17 protein-coding genes are annotated in these 16,312 nt (G+C 71.9%); 4 read left to right on the top strand and 13 right to left on the bottom strand.

Annotated elements, in window-relative coordinates; translation table 11 throughout:
* Nucleotides 1-5: 5 nt before the first annotated feature.
* Genes AB0A61_RS04035 through tsaB form a run of 4 tightly spaced genes read right to left on the bottom strand, consistent with a single transcriptional unit; the run spans nt 6 to nt 2,587 of the window.
* Nucleotides 6-272: a hypothetical protein gene (locus AB0A61_RS04035; RefSeq protein ID WP_361285638.1), complete on the bottom strand. Its 267-nt coding sequence runs from the start codon at nt 270-272 to the stop codon at nt 6-8.
* Nucleotides 269-1,375, bottom strand: coding sequence for a tRNA (adenosine(37)-N6)-threonylcarbamoyltransferase complex transferase subunit TsaD (tsaD, locus tag AB0A61_RS04030; protein ID WP_361285636.1), 1,107 nt, complete (start codon nt 1,373-1,375; stop codon nt 269-271). The genes AB0A61_RS04035 and tsaD overlap by 4 nt, the downstream gene beginning before the upstream one ends.
* Nucleotides 1,368-1,874: a ribosomal protein S18-alanine N-acetyltransferase gene (gene rimI / locus AB0A61_RS04025; RefSeq protein ID WP_361286234.1), complete on the bottom strand. Its 507-nt coding sequence runs from the start codon at nt 1,872-1,874 to the stop codon at nt 1,368-1,370. The genes tsaD and rimI overlap by 8 nt, the downstream gene beginning before the upstream one ends.
* Before the next feature lie 59 nt (nt 1,875-1,933).
* On the bottom strand, nt 1,934-2,587 hold the full coding sequence (gene tsaB / locus AB0A61_RS04020; protein ID WP_361285633.1) for a tRNA (adenosine(37)-N6)-threonylcarbamoyltransferase complex dimerization subunit type 1 TsaB: 654 nt from the start codon (nt 2,585-2,587) through the stop codon (nt 1,934-1,936).
* Nucleotides 2,588-2,711: 124 nt separating this feature from the next.
* Here tsaB and AB0A61_RS04015 point away from each other — a divergent pair, with 124 nt between their 5' ends.
* Nucleotides 2,712-3,269 (top strand): hypothetical protein, encoded by a 558-nt coding sequence (locus AB0A61_RS04015; RefSeq protein ID WP_361285630.1) that lies wholly within the window; start codon nt 2,712-2,714, stop codon nt 3,267-3,269.
* A 100-nt stretch (nt 3,270-3,369) separates the two neighbouring features.
* Here AB0A61_RS04015 and tsaE read toward each other — a convergent pair whose 3' ends face one another.
* The 6 genes from tsaE to AB0A61_RS03985 form a co-directional block, all read right to left on the bottom strand.
* Nucleotides 3,370-3,891, bottom strand: a complete 522-nt coding sequence (gene tsaE, locus AB0A61_RS04010) for a tRNA (adenosine(37)-N6)-threonylcarbamoyltransferase complex ATPase subunit type 1 TsaE (RefSeq protein WP_361285627.1) — start codon at nt 3,889-3,891, stop codon at nt 3,370-3,372.
* On the bottom strand, nt 3,857-5,113 hold the full coding sequence (locus tag AB0A61_RS04005; RefSeq protein ID WP_361285624.1) for an alpha/beta hydrolase: 1,257 nt from the start codon (nt 5,111-5,113) through the stop codon (nt 3,857-3,859). Before AB0A61_RS04005 ends, tsaE begins: the two co-directional genes overlap by 35 nt.
* Before the next feature lie 134 nt (nt 5,114-5,247).
* A complete protein-coding gene (gene alr / locus AB0A61_RS04000) occupies nt 5,248-6,432 on the bottom strand; it encodes an alanine racemase (protein WP_361285621.1) in 1,185 nt (394 codons plus the stop codon).
* A 52-nt stretch (nt 6,433-6,484) separates the two neighbouring features.
* Entirely contained in the window at nt 6,485-7,915 is a 1,431-nt protein-coding gene (locus AB0A61_RS03995; protein ID WP_361285619.1) for an NAD(P)H-hydrate dehydratase, read from the bottom strand.
* Between the two features lie 98 nt (nt 7,916-8,013).
* On the bottom strand, nt 8,014-8,385 hold the full coding sequence (locus AB0A61_RS03990) for a holo-ACP synthase (protein WP_361285616.1): 372 nt from the start codon (nt 8,383-8,385) through the stop codon (nt 8,014-8,016).
* 101 nt (nt 8,386-8,486) lie between these two features.
* Nucleotides 8,487-8,657, bottom strand: coding sequence for a hydrophobic protein (locus AB0A61_RS03985; protein WP_361285613.1), 171 nt, complete (start codon nt 8,655-8,657; stop codon nt 8,487-8,489).
* A 720-nt stretch (nt 8,658-9,377) separates the two neighbouring features.
* On the opposite strand from AB0A61_RS03985, the gene AB0A61_RS03980 reads away from it, so the two are divergent.
* The gene (locus AB0A61_RS03980; protein ID WP_361285610.1) at nt 9,378-9,884 is read left to right on the top strand and encodes a hypothetical protein; all 507 of its coding nucleotides are present in this window, start codon (nt 9,378-9,380) and stop codon (nt 9,882-9,884) included.
* Nucleotides 9,885-9,916: 32 nt separating this feature from the next.
* Nucleotides 9,917-10,426 (top strand): hypothetical protein, encoded by a 510-nt coding sequence (locus tag AB0A61_RS03975; RefSeq protein ID WP_361285607.1) that lies wholly within the window; start codon nt 9,917-9,919, stop codon nt 10,424-10,426.
* A 101-nt stretch (nt 10,427-10,527) separates the two neighbouring features.
* Here the strand turns inward: AB0A61_RS03975 and glmS are convergent, their stop codons facing one another.
* Both glmS and AB0A61_RS03965 read right to left on the bottom strand, forming a co-directional pair.
* Nucleotides 10,528-12,375, bottom strand: coding sequence for a glutamine--fructose-6-phosphate transaminase (isomerizing) (gene glmS, locus AB0A61_RS03970; protein ID WP_361285604.1), 1,848 nt, complete (start codon nt 12,373-12,375; stop codon nt 10,528-10,530).
* 101 nt (nt 12,376-12,476) lie between these two features.
* On the bottom strand, nt 12,477-13,265 hold the full coding sequence (locus AB0A61_RS03965) for a hypothetical protein (RefSeq protein ID WP_361285601.1): 789 nt from the start codon (nt 13,263-13,265) through the stop codon (nt 12,477-12,479).
* Between the two features lie 197 nt (nt 13,266-13,462).
* Here AB0A61_RS03965 and coaA point away from each other — a divergent pair, with 197 nt between their 5' ends.
* Nucleotides 13,463-14,452 carry a type I pantothenate kinase gene (gene coaA, locus AB0A61_RS03960; RefSeq protein ID WP_361285598.1) on the top strand — a complete coding sequence of 330 codons (990 nt, stop codon included), beginning with the start codon at nt 13,463-13,465 and terminating at the stop codon, nt 14,450-14,452.
* Nucleotides 14,453-14,727: 275 nt separating this feature from the next.
* On the opposite strand, the gene glmM is transcribed toward coaA, so the two are convergent.
* Nucleotides 14,728-16,086 (bottom strand): phosphoglucosamine mutase, encoded by a 1,359-nt coding sequence (gene glmM, locus AB0A61_RS03955; RefSeq protein ID WP_361285595.1) that lies wholly within the window; start codon nt 16,084-16,086, stop codon nt 14,728-14,730.
* Nucleotides 16,087-16,312: the final 226 nt, after the last annotated feature.

Below are 16,312 nucleotides of genomic sequence, written 5' to 3'. Positions count from 1 at the left end.
ACCACTCAGCGCTCCGGCTCCTCGCTCACCGGCTCGAACCGCCACCGGTGGACCGCCCGGGTCACCAGCTCCCCGTCCGGCTCGGGGAGTTCGGGCAGCTCGGCGTCGTAGGCCGCGTCCCACCAGGTGATAACCAGGACCCGGTCCTGCGGAGCCCGGAAGGTCTCCCGGCGTACGGGCCTCTCGGCCAGTGTCTGGGACCTCACCCAGGCCAGCAGGTCCTCGCCCCGCCCCGGGACCGCCCTCGCCTCCCACATCAGCGCGACCGTCATGAGTACAGGTTCTCCCTGCTGACCTCGTGCACGTGGTCGTGGCCGAGGTCGTCGCCGGGCACGTGCGGCTCCGTCACCGGAAGCGAGGAGTCCGCCGACAGGTCCCAGCTCGACGCCGCGCGGCCCCTGGACACCATCTCCGCGCCCAGGGCCGCCACCATCGCGCCGTTGTCGGTGCACAGCTTGGGGCGGGGCACGCGCAGGCGGATGCCGGCCGCTTCGCAGCGTTCCTGAGCCAGGGCGCGCAGCCGGGAGTTCGCCGCGACACCGCCGCCGATCATCAGGTGGTCGACGCCCTCGTCCTTGCAGGCCCGTACGGCTTTGCGGGTCAGGACGTCCACCACCGCCTCCTGGAAGGAGGCCGCCACGTCACGCACCGGCACCTCCTCCCCGGCCGCTCGCTTCGCCTCGATCCAGCGGGCGACCGCCGTCTTCAGGCCGGAGAAGGAGAAGTCGTAGACGGGGTCGCGCGGGCCGGTCAGGCCACGCGGGAAGGCGATCGCCTCCGGGTCGCCCTCCCTCGCGTACCGGTCGATGACCGGGCCGCCCGGGAAGCCCAGGTCCAGCACGCGCGCGATCTTGTCGAAGGCCTCGCCCGCCGCGTCGTCGATGGTCGCGCCCATGGGCCGTACGTCCGAGGTGATGTCCGTCGACAGCAGCAGGGACGAGTGGCCTCCGCTGACCAGCAGCGCCATCGTCGGCTCGGGCAGCGGCCCGTGCTCCAGCTGGTCCACGCAGATGTGCGAGGCGAGGTGATTGACGCCGTACAGCGGCTTGCCCAGGGCGTACGCGTACGCCTTCGCCGCCGAGACGCCGACCAGCAGGGCGCCGGCCAGGCCGGGTCCGGCGGTGACCGCGATGCCGTCCAGGTCCTTGGCGGAGACGCCCGCCGCCTTCAGCGCGCGGCCGATGGTGGGGACCATCGCCTCCAGGTGGGCGCGCGAGGCGACCTCGGGTACGACTCCGCCGAAGCGGGCGTGCTCGTCGACGCTGGACGCGACCGCGTCGGCGAGCAGGGTGGTCCCGCGGACGATGCCGACGCCGGTCTCGTCGCAGGAGGTCTCGATGCCGAGGACGAGCGGCTCGTCCCGCATGTCAGTCATGGGTCTCGGTTCCTTGTACGCCATTGACGGAGGGGTCATCCGCGGCGGAGCCGCTGTCGGAGGCCATGGACAGGCGCATCACCACGGCGTCCACGTTGCCCGGCTGGTAGTAGCCGCGTCGGAGGCCGATGGGCTGGAAGCCGAAGCGCTCGTAGAGCTTCTGTGCGCGCGCGTTGTCCACCCGGCATTCGAGCATCACCTCGGCGCACTCGAAGGCGGTCGCGGCCCGCAGCAGCTCGGTCAGCAGCTGCGGGCCGAGCCCGCTGCCCCAGCGGTCCCGGGCGACGGAGAGGGTCTGCACGTCGGCCTGCTCGCCGGAGGCGACCAGACCGGCGTAGCCGACGATCCGGTCGCCCTCCTCGGCGACGACGTAGCGCCGGGTGGCCTCCGGGCCGCGGGAGTGCGCGAGCTCGGACCAGAACATGCCGCGGGACCAGGCGTCCTCGGGAAACAGGTCCCTCTCCAGCTCCAGCACGGGGTCGATGTCCCACCATCGCATCTCGCGCAGCACGGGAGTCGCGGGGTCGCCGGTCGCGGATCCGGTCGTCGTCGGTCCTGTCACTTGGGGGTGACCACCTTGTAGTTCTTGGGCACCTGGGCGTCCGGCCGGCGCAGGTACAGCGGCCGGGGCGCGGGGAGTTCCTCGCCGGCGGCCAGCTTGTTCGCGGCGAGGGAGGCCAGGGCGGCAGCCGACACGTGCTCGGGCTCGTGCGTCTGGGGGAAGGTGTCGGGGTAGAGCAGCGCGCCCGCGCCGACCGCGGGCAGGCCCCTGACCCGGTCGGCGATGTCGGCCGGGCGGTCGACGGCCGGATCGGTGACCCGGGTGCGGGAGTCGGCGTACCGCGCCCAGTAGACCTCCTTGCGGCGGGCGTCGGTGGCGACGACGAAGGGGCCGGGGAGGTCGGCCGCGTAGGCGAGGCCGTCGAGCGTGCACAGGCCGTACACCGGGACGCCGAGGGCGAGCCCGAAGGTGTCGGCGGTCATCAGGCCGACCCGCAGTCCGGTGTAGGGGCCGGGACCGATGCCGACGACGATGCCCGTGACGGCGTCCAGCTTCAGCCCTGCCTCGGCGAGCACCCGGTCGACGGCCGGCAGCAGGAGCTCTCCGTGCCGACGGGCGTCCACCTGGCTCGACGAGGCGATGACGGCCGATCCGTCGTGCAGGGCGACGGTGACGGCGGGGGTGGCGGTATCCAGAGCTAGCAAGAGCACGCAAACAGCCTACGGCTCCTGCGGCCCCGGCACGGCCGCCCCGGTCGTACGCCCCCGTGCTGCTACCGTCACCACGAGGCAGCGACGGGGCAGCTCGTACGACGTGATGCAGAGGTGGACGACGGTGGCAAGGAGCAGCTCGGGATTCGTGGCCGGGCTCACCGCGGCGGCCATCGCCGCGGTCGGCTTCCTCGCCTACCGTGCGCAGGCGAGCGTGCCCGCGAACCTGAGCGGCAGGCCCGGCCCGGGCGCGACGCCCGTCGCGGTCGCCTCCAAGGCGCCCCGGGACCAGAAGAACCCGGCCGCCCTTCCCCACGGCTCCGGGACGGGCGAACGGGTCGTGTACTCGGTGGACGACGACCGGGTCTGGCTGGTCGGCCCGGGCAACCGGGTCGAGAACACCTTCAAGGTCAGCCCCGGCAGCGTCGACCCGCTTCCGGGCACCTACGCCGTGATGTCCCGTTCGAACGCCGTCACCGGCACCGACGGCACGCCGATCGAGCACGTCGTGCGCTTCACCAGCGTGGGCGGCGTCGTCATCGGCTTCAGCGCGGCGGTGAACGGTGCCGCGCCGACGCCCGACCCGGCCGTGAAGACCGGCGGGATCCGCGAGTCGCGTGCGGACGGGGAGGCGATGTGGATGTTCGCCACGATCGGGCAGAAGGTCGTCGTCATCCGTTGACGGTCGAGTGGATCCGTTGACGGCCGGGATGGACCGCCGTCGTCATCCGATAGGGCGATGCCGCTCACGGTGTGCTTCCACCGTCCGGGGGCTTGCGGGCTCAGGCGGTGAGGATCCCGAGGTCGACGGCCGCCCAGCGCTCGCCGATCCCCGTCACCGTCACGTGCCGCACCTCGTCGGTGGTGTCGCCGACGGCCCGGTGGATCAGGACCTGCAGCCGCTCGTCGGTCAGCTCCTCGACCTTGCCCTCGCCCCACTCCACGACGATCAGCGAGTCCGGCAGCGAGACGTCGAGGTCGAGGTCCTCCATCTCGTCGAGCCCGCCGGACAGGCGGTAGGCGTCGACGTGGACCAGGGGCGGACCGTCGCCGAGCGAGGGGTGCACCCGGGCGATCACGAAGGTCGGGGAGGTGACGGCGCCGCGCACGCCGAGGCCCTCGCCCAGCCCGCGGGTCAGCGTCGTCTTGCCCGCGCCGAGCTCCCCGCTGAGCATCACGAGATCGCCCGCGCGCAGCAGCTTGGCGAGGCGGCGTCCCAGTTCCCGCATCTGCTCGGGAGAGGTGACGGTGATCTCGACGGACACGGGGTCAGCCGGGCTGTGCGGTGCTGCTGGTGCTTCCATAGCCACCCACGGTAGCCCCTGCGGGGACCGCGCCCGCGCGGGTCAGCAGGTCGGCGAGCCGGTCGGTGACGACCTCGGGGTGTTCCAGCATCACCAGGTGCCCGGCGTCCGGCACCAGCACCAGCTCCGCGTCCGGCAGCAGGTCGGCGATGGCCTCGCTGTGCTCACTGGGCGTGACGAGGTCCTTGACCCCGGCGAGGACCAGTATCGGCATGCCTTCGAAGAGGGTCAGCGCCTCGGTCTTGTCGTGGTCGGTGAAGGCCGGGTAGAACTCGGCGACCACGTCGATCGGCGTGCTCTCGATCATCCGCTCGGCGAACCGGGCGACCGCCGGATCGACGTCCTTGGAGCCGAACGAGTAGCGCTTGATGATCCCGGTGAACAGCTCGGAGGTGGCCCGCCGTCCCTTCTCCACCAGCTCGGCCCGCTGTCCGAGCGCCTTCAGCACGCCGGGCAGCACCCGCCGCACCGCGTTGACGCCGGCCACCGGCAGCCCGAAGTTGACCTCGCCCAGCCGCCCGGACGACGTACCGACGAAGGCGGTGGCGACGACCCGCTCACGGATCAGCTCGGGGTACTGCGCGGCCAGCGCCATGACGGTCATGCCGCCCATGGAGTGCCCGACCAGCACGATCGGCCCCTCGGGTGCGGCGGTGTCGATGACGGCCTTCAGGTCGCGGCCGAGCTGGTCGATGGTGATCGGCGCGCCGTCCCGGGTCTGGGACAGGCCCCGTCCGGACCGGCCGTGGCTGCGCTGGTCCCAGTGCACGGTCCGCACCACGCCGCGCAGCGCCGCGCGCTGGAAGTGCCAGGAGTCCTGGCTGAGGCAGTAGCCGTGGCTGAAGACCACGGTGACCGGCGCGGGGGCCTTGCGCCCGAAGAGCCGCCGGCGGCGGGGGCCGAGGTTCGCCGCCGCGTCGGGGTCGAGGTCGTCGACCTCGTAGTACAGCTCGGTGCCGTCGTCGGCGTGCGCCTTGCCGGGGGTGCCGCGCAGCGCCCCGTACGGGCCCGCCGAGTCCAGGGCGAGGCGGGCCTTCCTGCGCATGCCGCGGCCGACGGTCATCCGCTCGATCGCGACCCCGGCGGCCGCGCCCGCGGCGACCACGCCTATCGCGGCGCCCGCGATGCCGGTGGCCCTGCGCCAGCCGCCGGACGCCGCCGCGGCGGAGGCGACGGCCGCCGTGGCGGCTTTCGCGACGGCCTCCGCACTGCTCTCGCTCACGTACCGCTCCTCTTCGCCGTACTGCTGTTCGCTGGATGGGACACGCCGGACCTGCTGCTCCGGTGGTGGTGCTGGTACTGCCGTGCTGCTCGAAAGCGGCCCGGGCCGCGGTGCCGCGGGGGTCCCTGTGCGGGTTACCCGTCCTGCCCGTCCGGTTCCTCGTTCACATAGACGCGAGGAACGCGCGTTCCGATGCGCGTGACGATTTCGTATGCGATGGTGCCCGCGGCCTGGGCCCAGTCCTCGGCGGTGGGTTCGCCGCGGTCGCCGGGGCCGAAGAGCACGGCCTGCGCGCCGACTTCGGGCTCGTCGCCGCCCAGGTCGACCACGAACTGGTCCATGGCCACCCGTCCCGCGACCGTGCGCCACTTACCGCCGATCAGGACCGGGCCGGCGCCCGAGGCGTGCCGCGGAATGCCGTCCGCGTAGCCGACCGGCACGAGGCCGAGGGTGGTCTCGCCGGGGGTGACGTAGTGATGCCCGTAACTGACGCCGTGCCCGCCCGGAGTGTGCTTCACCAGCGCCAGCGAGGCGGACAGGGTCATCACCGGGCGCAGCCCGAAGTCGGCCGGGGTGCCGATCTCGGGGCTGGGCGAGACGCCGTAGAGGGCGATCCCGGGCCGTACGAGGTCGAAGTGGCTCTCGGGGAGGGTGAGCGTGGCGGGCGAGTTGGCGATGTGCCGCACCTCGGGCTGGACGCCCTGCTGCTCGGCGTACGCCACCATGTCGCGGAATCGGGTGAGCTGGGCGGCGATGGAGGGGTGGCCGGGCTCGTCGGCGCAGGCGAAGTGGGACCACAGTCCGGTGATGCGGACGGTTCCCTCGGCCTCGGCACGCAGGGCCTCGGCGACGAGTCCGGGCCAGTCCGCGGGCTGGCAGCCGTTGCGCCCGAGTCCGGTGTCGGCCTTGAGCTGCACGCGCGCGGGACGGCCCGCGCTCCGGGCGGCCCGGCGGACCTCCTCCAGGGCCCAGAGCCCGCTCACGGACACGTCGACGTCCGCCTCGATCGCCTCCCGCCAGGGGCCGCCCGGGGTCCACAGCCAGCACAGGATCCGGACCTGCGACGGCGACAGTCCGGCCGCGCGCAGGGCGAGCGCCTCCTCGGGCGTGGCCGTGCCGAGCCAGGTCGCCCCCTCGGCGACGGCGGCCCGGGCGCACGGCACGGCGCCGTGACCGTAGGCGTCGGACTTGACCACGGCCATGAGGGCGGCGCCGGGCGCCTGGGCGCGCAGGGCACGCACGTTGGCCCGCAGGGCGGCCAGATCGATCTCGGCGTGGGCGCGCAGCGGGGCTGTCCGCGGGTGTGCTGTCTCAGTCATCGCGCCCCCAGTGTCTCAGAGGGGCCGGACGGCCCTTAGGCGCCGGGGCACCTCAGTCCCGTACGTCCCGCCATGCCTCCGGGATCATCTCCGCCACGTCGTGGGCACCGGCCGGCGCTCCGTTCGCCGCGAAGCGGCCGGCCAGGCCGTGCAGGTAGGCGGCCACACTGCCGGCGTCCCGGGCGGACAGGCCCGACGCGAGGAGCGATCCGGCCAGGCCCGAGAGCACGTCGCCGCTGCCGGCCGTGGCCAGCCAGGGCGTGCCCGTGGCGTTGACCCGTACGGGGCCGCCGTCGGGGTCGGCGACCAGGGTGGTCGAGCCCTTGAGGAGGACGGTCGCCCCGTAGCGGGCGGCGAGTTCGCGGACCGCGGGCAGGCGGGCGGCCTCGACCTCCTCCCGGGCCACGCCGAGCAGGGCGGCGGCTTCTCCGGCGTGCGGGGTCATCAGGGTGGGGGCGGTGCGGGCCCGTACGGCGTCCCGGTCGGCGAGGCGCAGGCCGTCCGCGTCGAGCAGCACGGGTACATCCGTCTCCAGGACCTCGGCGACGGCGGCGGCGTCGTCCCCGGCCCCGGGGCCCACCACCCAGGCCTGCACGCGGCCCGCCTTGTGCGGTCCCCGGTCCGAGACGAGGGTCTCGGGGAAACGGGCGATCACCGCCTGCCCGGCCGGGCCGACGTACCGTACGGCGCCCGCCCCGCCCCGCAGCGCGCCGGAGACCGCGAGCACGGCGGCACCGGGGTAGCGCGCCGAACCGGCCGCGATGCCGACGACGCCCCGCCGGTACTTGTCGCTCTCGGCGGCGGGCAACGGCAGCGACTCGGCCACGTCGGCGTGCTGCAACGCCTCCAGTTCGGGTTCGGCGGGCAGTACGAGACCGATCTCGACGAGCCGGACCGTCCCGGCGTACTCGCGGGCCGGGTCGATCAGCAGCGCCGGTTTGTGCGTGCCGAAGGTGACGGTCAGGTCGGCGCGCACGGCGGGGCCGCGCACCTCACCGGTGTCCGCCTCCACGCCGCTCGGCAGGTCCACGGCGACGACGGCGGCCCGGGAGGCGGCGGCCCGCCCGGCCAGCAGCGCGGCGTCGGGGCGCAGGCCCCCCTTGCCGCCGATGCCGACGATGCCGTCGACGACCAGGTCGGCCCGGTCGATCAGCTCCTCGGCGGTGCCGGGACGCGCGACGGTGCCGCCCGCGCGGCGCAGTGCCGCGAGGCCACCGGGGTGGGTGCGGTCGGGCGAGAGCAGGACGGCGGCGACCCCGGCACCGCGGCGGGCGAGCCGGGCGCCGGCGTACAGCGCGTCGCCGCCGTTGTCGCCGCTGCCGACGATGAGGACGACCCGGCGGCCGTAGACCCGCCCGAGCAAGTCCGCGCAGGCGGCGGCGAGTCCGGCGGCGGCACGTTGCATGAGGGCACCGTCCGGGAGCCTCGCCATGAGCTCCCGCTCCGCCGCCCTCACCGTCTCTACGCTGTACGCGGTACGCATGGGGTCGAGTCTGCCCCGAAGCCCACCCTGGACGCACCCGGACCGTTCGGGGAGGCGTGCCGAGCCCCGCGATCGAGGCGTGATCCGCCGGACACCCCCTAGCCTTCCGCCACGACCACCGCCGAGGCCACCCCCGCGTCGTGACTCAGCGACACGTGCCAGGAGCGGACCCCGAGTTCGGCCGCACGGGCGGCGACCGTCCCCTTCACCCGCAGCCGGGGCCGGCCGCTGTCCTCGACGTAGACCTCCGCGTCCGTCCAGTGCAGTCCGGCCGGGGCGCCGAGGGCCTTGGCGACCGCCTCCTTGGCCGCGAAGCGGACGGCGAGGGACGCGATGCCCCGGCGCTCCCCGCTGGGCAGCAGCAACTCGCTCTCCAGGAAGAGTCGTCGTACCAGCCCGGGCGTCCGCTCCAGCGAAGCCGCGAACCGGTCGATCTCGGCCACGTCGATACCGACGCCGATGATGCTCATGCCGAGCAGCCTACGGTCGCCGGAGTGCGGTCACCGAAACCGGCGACACAGAGAGGCCCCGACGGACGCCGGGGCCTCTCTGCGGGCGTGGTGGTGCGTGTCTACCAGCGGTACCAGCGGCCGCGCCGACCGGCCCCGCCCGCCGGGCGGACGACGAAGCCCAGCAGCCACACCACCAGCACGACGACCGCGATCCACCACAGCGCCTTCAGTGCAAAGCCCGCACCGAAAAGGATCAGAGCGAGCAGAAGAACCAGAAGCAAGGGAACCATGTCTATCCACCTCCGCTTGGCCGAGTTCCCCGTCGGCCAACGAACAAGCGTCCCCGACTTCGCGTTTTTTCAAGGCAGGAAGGGGAATCCGTTGCGTTTGGCCCGCTCTCGCGCGGCCCACGAGGTGCCAGGTTACGGCGTTTGACCTCTGCGACGACGGCAGCGGCAGCGGCGAGACGAGAAGACCAAGGACGCCTTCCGGCACCGAAACGAACCCACCACTGCATTCACGCGTTTCCGTCGCCGCATTCCAGCAGCCGGAATTCGATACCGCCTCCTCCGGCGGAATTGCCACGTTCACGCGTTCCGGGCGAGGGCTCCATTCGGCTCCCTCACCGCCCCGCCGTGAGCACGTCGACGGTACAGCCTCGTGCGCTCCCCGCCGACCCGGCCGCGGACCCGCACCGGGACCACAACGCCGCCCCGGTGACCGTGACCCGTCTCCCCCGGGTCTCCGGCCAGTTCGGTGAGGGTCGTGCGTTTGGTCATCTTTTTGAGGGCGTACGGCCTTCCGTTTACGCGGTCGAACCGACCCTGCCTCAGGCGCCCCGGCCTTCCCGGGCGCCGGGGCGATATTCCGGCCGACGGCGATTTCCGGCCAACCGGCCTGGACCCCTGGGAAAACAGGCTCACCAAAGATCCCATTCGGCACTTATGGTCGACGCGACCCAAACACCTGGTCGATTCAGGACAGCTTCGTACCTAGCAGGAAGAGCCCCCATGCTGAAGTCCCTGTCCAAGCTGCGCGCAGGCACCGCGGCCGCCGCCGTCCTCGCCGCCGTCGCCGTGGCGGCTCCGCAGGCCGTGGCCGCGGAGCAGTCCACGAGCTCCGCCTCGCAGCAGTCCGGCACGGCCGTCCGGGCCGAGCACGGCGACGCGGCGGCTGTTGGCGCCGCCACGTGCGGAACCGGATACCACCTCGTCTCGTCCTGGGCCCTCACCAAGCCGGACCACACACATGTGGCGACGCTCAACGGCTACGAGAACGGCGACAAGGGCTGCGCGATCCTCGCCAACGACCAGGGCTCCAAGCAGTACATGTCCCTGAGCCTGTGCAAGCCGGACGGAACCCACTGCGACACGGACTCCGGCATGTTCAGCGAGTACGCCGGGCCGATGCACGTCACGGGCGGCACCCTCTGCGCGCCCGTGATCGTGAAGATGGGGCCGAGCTCCAGCAGCCTGTACCTCGACTTCAAGAACAGCCTCCTCTTCAACTGCGACTGAGCAGGCCGCCCCTACCAGAAGGTCCATTCCCCATGCTGAAGTTCACGTCCAAGCTGCGCGCAGGCACCGCGGCCGCCGCCGTCCTCGCCGCCGTCGCCGTGACGGCCCCGCAGGCCGTGGCCGCGGAGCAGCCCGCAAGCTCCGCCTCCCAGAAGTCCGCCGCGGCCATCCGGGCCGTCCGCGCCAACCCGGTGACCGCGGCCGCCACCGTGTGCGGAGCCGGCTACACCTTCAAGAAGGCCATTCCGCTCCCCGTCGGTACGGATCCCAGGCAGCGGCTGGCCACCCTGTTCTCCTACGAGAACAACGGGAAGGGTTGCGCGATCCTGGACAACAACCAGGGCTCCAAGCAGTACATGTACCTGCGCCTGTGCCAGGTCGACGGTTCCCACTGCGACACAAACTCCGGCATGTTCAGCGAGTACGCCGGTCCGGTGCGCGTGTCCGCGTTCGCCTGCGCGCCGGTGACCGCGAAGATGGGACAGAGCTCCAGCAGCCTGTACATCGACTACAAGTCCGACTACCTGTTCCCCTGTGACTGAGCAGGCCTGACCCGGGCCAAAGCCCGCCGCCCGTTGCACCCGCAGGGCGGCGGGCCCCTTTTTCGCGCTGGAGAGTCACTCCACTTCGTCCCGCCGGGGACTCACTCCACGGTCACCGACTTGGCCAGGTTCCGCGGCTGATCCACCTCGTTGCCCCGGGCGGTGGCCAGTTCGCACGCGAAGACCTGCAGGGGCACGGTCGCGACCAGGGGCTGGAGCAGGGTCGGGGTCGCCGGGATCCGGATCAGGTGGTCGGCGTACGGCACGACCGCCTCGTCGCCCTCCTCGGCGATCACGATCGTGCGGGCACCCCTCGCACGGATCTCCTGGATGTTGGAGACGATCTTGTCGTGGAGGAGTGACCGGCTGCGGGGCGACGGCACGACGACCACCACGGGGAGGTCCTCCTCGATCAGGGCGATCGGACCGTGCTTCAACTCGCCCGCCGCGAAGCCCTCGGCATGCATGTAGGCGAGTTCCTTGAGCTTGAGGGCGCCTTCCAGGGCGACCGGGTAGCCCACGTGCCGGCCCAGGAACAGCACCGTGTTCTTGTCGGCCAGGGACCGCGCCAGGGCCCGTACCGGCTCCATCGTCTCCAGGACCTGCTCGACCTCGCCGGAGATCTGGGCCAGGTCGCGGATGACGTCCTGGATCTCGTCACCCCACTTGGTGCCGCGGACCTGGCCCAGGTAAAGGGCCACCAAGTAGCAGGCCACCAGCTGGGTCAGGAACGCCTTGGTCGAGGCGACCGCGACCTCGGGACCGGCGTGCGTGTACAGCACCGCGTCGGACTCGCGCGGAATGGTGGAGCCGTTGGTGTTGCAGATGGCCAGGACCTTGGAGCCCTGCTCGCGGGCGTGCCGGAGCGCCATCAGGGTGTCCATGGTCTCGCCGGACTGGGAGATGGCGATCACCAGGGTCTGCTGGTCGAGGATCGGGTCCCGGTAGCGGAACTCGCTGGCCAGCTCGACCTCGCAGGGGATGCGGGTCCAGTGCTCGATGGCGTACTTGGCGATCAGGCCGGAGTGGAAGGCGGTACCGCAGGCGACGATGACGACCTTGTCCATCTCGCGCAGTTCGGAGGCGGAGATGCGGACCTCGTCCAGGGTCAGCGAGCCGTCCGCGTCGATGCGGCCCAGCAGTGTGTCGGCGACCGCCTTGGGCTGCTCGGCGATCTCCTTGAGCATGAAGTAGTCGTAGCCGCCCTTCTCGGCGGCCGAGGCGTCCCAGTCGACGTGGTACGAGCGCACCTGAGCCGGACGGCCGTCGAAGCCGGTCACCGTCACGCCGTCGCGGCGCAGCTCCACCACCTGGTCCTGGCCCAGCTCGATCGCCGAGCGGGTGTGGGCGATGAACGCGGCGACGTCCGAGGCGAGAAAGGCCTCGCCCTCGCCGACACCGACCACCAGCGGGGAGTTCCGCCGGGCGCCCACGACCACGTCGGGTTCGTCCGCATGCACCGCGACGAGCGTGAACGCGCCCTCCAGACGCCGGCACACCAGCCGCATCGCCTCCGCCAGGTTCGCGTACGAGGAGAACTCCTCGGCGAGCAGGTGCGCGACGACCTCGGTGTCCGTCTCGGAGGACAACTCGTGGCCGCGCTCCTGAAGTTCGGCCCGCAGCACGGCGAAGTTCTCGATGATGCCGTTGTGGACGACGGCCACCCGCCCCGCGTTGTCCAGATGGGGGTGGGCGTTCTGGTCGGTGGGGCCGCCGTGCGTGGCCCATCGGGTGTGCCCGATGCCGGTCGAACCGGTCGGCAGCGGCCGTTCGACCAGTTCCTTCTCCAGGTTGACCAGCTTCCCGGCCTTTCTCGCCGCGGCCAGCCCGCCGTCCGCGAGCACGGCGACACCCGCCGAGTCGTAGCCCCGGTACTCCAGCCGCTTCAGTCCGGCCATCACGACATCGAGCGCCGACTGCGATCCCACGTATCCCACGATTCCGCACATGAGCGGCAGCTTACGGGCCGTCAGCCGCCAAAATGGCCCTCCGCCTGCCCGAAATCGGAAATTCCCACCGGGGTACGGGGCGCCCCCGGTGGGAACGGGGGTCAGCCGAGCTTGACGAGCTGGGCCTGGACGAGCTCCGCGGGGAAGCCGAAGTCCTTGCCGGTGGCGGCGGAGAAGAGGTTGATGGCGGGGAAGTAGGCGAGGGTGGCGCCCTTGCGGACGACGACGGCCTTCACCGGCGCCTTGACCTCTCCGGCGTCCATGGTCAGCGTCAGGGCGAGCGCGTCGTCCGCTCCGCCGGGCGCCTGAGTGGTGGTCACCTTCACGAACTCGTTCCTGGTGCCGGTGACCGTGTAGGTGAACCCGCCGGCGCACTTCTGCGCGGCCGCCTCCAGGTCCTTCATCGCCTGCTCGGCGCCGCCGTCCGGGTAAGCGGCGAGCGTCTCCAGCACCTTGGCCCGGTCGAGGCCGGCCATCACGGCGCCTTCCGCACCGGCACCGGCCGCGGGCTTCTTCGCGTCGCCCACCCACGACCGCTTCACCGTCGCCGAGGGCTTGCCGACGTAGGTGCCGGCCTGGAGGTGGGCGAGCGGGGCGCAGACCGCGTCGTCCGCCTTCACCTTGTCCTGCGCGACGTCGTCCCGCGCCGGAACCTTGGTGGTGAGCTTGCCGCTCTTGACGTCCGCCTGGGTCAGCGCGGCCTTCTCCAACTCGGCGGCGCTCAGCGCCCTGGCGGGCGCGGCGGTGGCGGTCTTGCCGGCCTGGGCCGTCTTGCCGTCGCCGCCCTTGTCAGTACCGCCGGACGAGCCACCACAGGCGGTGGCGAGCAGGGCGAGGGCGGCGACCGACGTGGCGGTGAACGCGGCGCGGCGAAGGACGGTGGGTCTCAAGGAAGCAGCTCTTTCTCTTGAGGGCGCGAAGGCTTTTCCAGCGCTTTGCACGCACTTTAGAGACAGCCGCCACACAGTTGATCACGAAATTACCACCCGGTATCCGACCGTGACACCTACGTGATCTTGGACGTCGTCCGTCGCGGGCGTGACGGAGCCCACCTCCCGCCCCGTTCAAACTCCGTTAACAATGAACTGTGATCTCTCCGGTCTCCTCGATGCCCCGGAGCGCCCACCGGTCCAGGCCGGAGGCGACTCCCTACGTCGACCTCACCCGCGCCGAGTGGAGCGCGCTGCGCGACAAGACGCCGCTGCCGCTTTCCGCCGAGGAGGTCGAGCGGCTGCGCGGCCTCGGTGACGTCATCGACCTCGACGAGGTGCGGGACATCTATCTCCCGCTGTCCCGGCTGCTCAACCTCTACATCGGCGCCACCGACGGCCTGCGCGGCGCGCTGAACACCTTCCTCGGCGAGCAGGGCTCCCAGTCCGGGACCCCGTTCGTCATAGGGGTCGCCGGCTCGGTCGCGGTCGGCAAGTCCACCGTCGCCCGACTGCTCCAGGCCCTGCTCTCCCGCTGGCCCGAGCACCCGCGCGTGGAGCTGGTGACGACCGACGGCTTCCTGCTGCCCACCCGGGAGCTGGAGGCCCGGGGCCTGATGTCACGGAAGGGCTTCCCCGAGTCGTACGACCGGCGCGCCCTCACCCGTTTCGTCGCCGACATCAAGGCCGGCAAGGACGAGGTCACCGCCCCCGTCTACTCCCACCTGATCTACGACATCGTCCCCGGCGAGAAGCTCAGCGTGCGCCGCCCGGACATCCTGATCGTCGAGGGCCTCAACGTCCTCCAGCCCGCCCTGCCCGGCAAGGACGGCCGCACCCGGGTCGGCCTCGCCGACTACTTCGACTTCAGTGTCTACGTCGACGCGCGCACCGAGGACATCGAGCAGTGGTACCTCAACCGGTTCCGCAAGCTGCGCGACACCGCCTTCCAGGACCCCTCCTCGTACTTCCGCAAGTACACGCAGGTGGCGGAGGACGAGGCCCTCGACTACGCCCGCACGATGTGGCGCACCATCAACAAGCCGAACCTGGTGGAGAACATCGCCCCCACCCGCGGCCGCGCCGCCCTCGTCCTGCGCAAGGGCCCGGACCACAAGGTCCAGCGACTGAGCCTGCGCAAGCTGTAGGGAGCGCGGGCCGGGCCGCCGGAAGGACGCCGAGCACGAGGCGAAGAGGGGCGCGGGGAGCTGCGCGGCCGACCACGGACGACCCGCAGCCCGCGGCCGGCGGAACCCCCACGCCCAACGGCGCACGGCGGCCGGCTCCCCACCCCCTAGTGTCCTGCGCCGGAAGTTCCCAGGCAGTTCCGGCTGCGCCGCGGACGGTCAACGCGCCTGGTCGGCAGCGTGAATCCGATCACCGAGACGAGGCAGATCTACCGACGGACTTCAGGCGCAGGACACTAGCCCAGCGCCGACTTCACCGCATCGGCCAGCCGCCCCGCCACCGACCGCGCCTGGTCGATGTCGGCCGCCTCGACCATCACGCGCACCAGCGGCTCGGTGCCGGACGGCCGCAGCAGCACCCGCCCGGTCTCCCCCAGTTCCTGCTCCGCCTCGGCGACCGCCGCGGCCAGGTCCGCGGAGGTCTTCACCCGCGACTTGTCCACGTCGGGGACGTTGATCAGCACCTGGGGCAGCCGCTCCATCACCGACGCCAGGTCCCGCAGCGTGCGTCCGGTCTCCGCGACCCGGGCGGCCAGCATCAGACCGGTCAGCGTGCCGTCGCCGGTGGTGGCGTGGTCCAGGACGATGACGTGGCCGGACTGCTCGCCGCCGAGGGCGAAGCCGTGCTGCTTCATCTCCTCCAGGACGTAGCGGTCGCCGACCGCGGTCTGCACCAGGCGGATGCCCTCGCGCTCCATGGCCAGCTTGAAGCCCAGGTTCGACATCACGGTCGCGACGACGGTGTCGGAGCGCAGTGCGGAACGCTCCCGCATCGCCAGCGCGAGCACGGCCAGGATCTGGTCCCCGTCGACCTCGTCGCCGGTGTGGTCCACGGCCAGGCAGCGGTCGGCGTCACCGTCGTGCGCGATGCCGAGGTCGGCACCCAGCTCGAGGACGGCCGCCTTCAGCTTGTCCAGGTGGGTGGAGCCGCAGCCGTCGTTGATGTTGAGGCCGTCCGGCTCGGCACCGATCGTGACGACCTCGGCACCGGCTCGCGTGAAGGCCTCGGGCGAGACCCGGGAGGCCGCGCCGTGCGCCTCGTCGAGGACGATCTTCAAACCGTCGAGGCGGTTCGGGAGCACCTTGAGCAGGTGGTTGACGTACTGGTCGAAGCCCTCGTCGTAGGTCCGGACCCGGCCCACGCCCGCCCCGGTCGGGCGGTCCCAGGGGGCACCGGTGCGGTGCTCCGCGTAGACGGACTCGATCCGGTCCTCCAGCTCGTCGGCGAGTTTGTGGCCGCCACGGGCGAAGAACTTGATGCCGTTGTCGGGCATGGCGTTGTGGCTCGCGGACAGCATCACGCCCAGGTCGGCACCGAGGGCGCCGGTGAGGTACGCCACAGCGGGCGTCGGAAGCACACCGACGTTCAGTACGTCCACGCCCGCGCTCGCCAGACCGGCGACCACGGCGGCCTCCAGGAACTCCCCGGAGGCGCGAGGATCCCGGCCGACGACCGCCGTCGGCTTGTGGCCCTCGAAGGTGCCCACCTCGGCCAGTACGTGCGCCGCGGCGACGGAGAGGCCCATCGCCATCTCGGCCGTCAGGTCCGCGTTGGCGACGCCGCGCACGCCGTCCGTGCCGAAGAGTCGTCCCACTTGTCCTCCTGAGGAAGCGTCAGTTCGAAATCCCGTGCCGATGCGTTCAGCGCGTGTTCACTGAGTTTCGATGTTCTCGATGCGCTTGCGGCTCCCGCATCCCAGGCATTCGATACCTGAACATCCGATCACACCAGCCTCTGAGCGTCTTGTGCCGTTATACGCCCAAACTCTTTGATAAACGAACGCCCCGGCGGCACAGTGGCGTGCCGCCGGGGCGTTCGGA

The sequence above is a fragment of the Streptomyces sp. NPDC046197 genome (assembly GCF_040646295.1).
In the GTDB taxonomy this organism is placed as follows: domain Bacteria; phylum Actinomycetota; class Actinomycetes; order Streptomycetales; family Streptomycetaceae; genus Streptomyces.
Note: the sequence above shows the minus strand (reverse complement) of the source record. Positions and strands in the feature narration are given on the sequence as shown.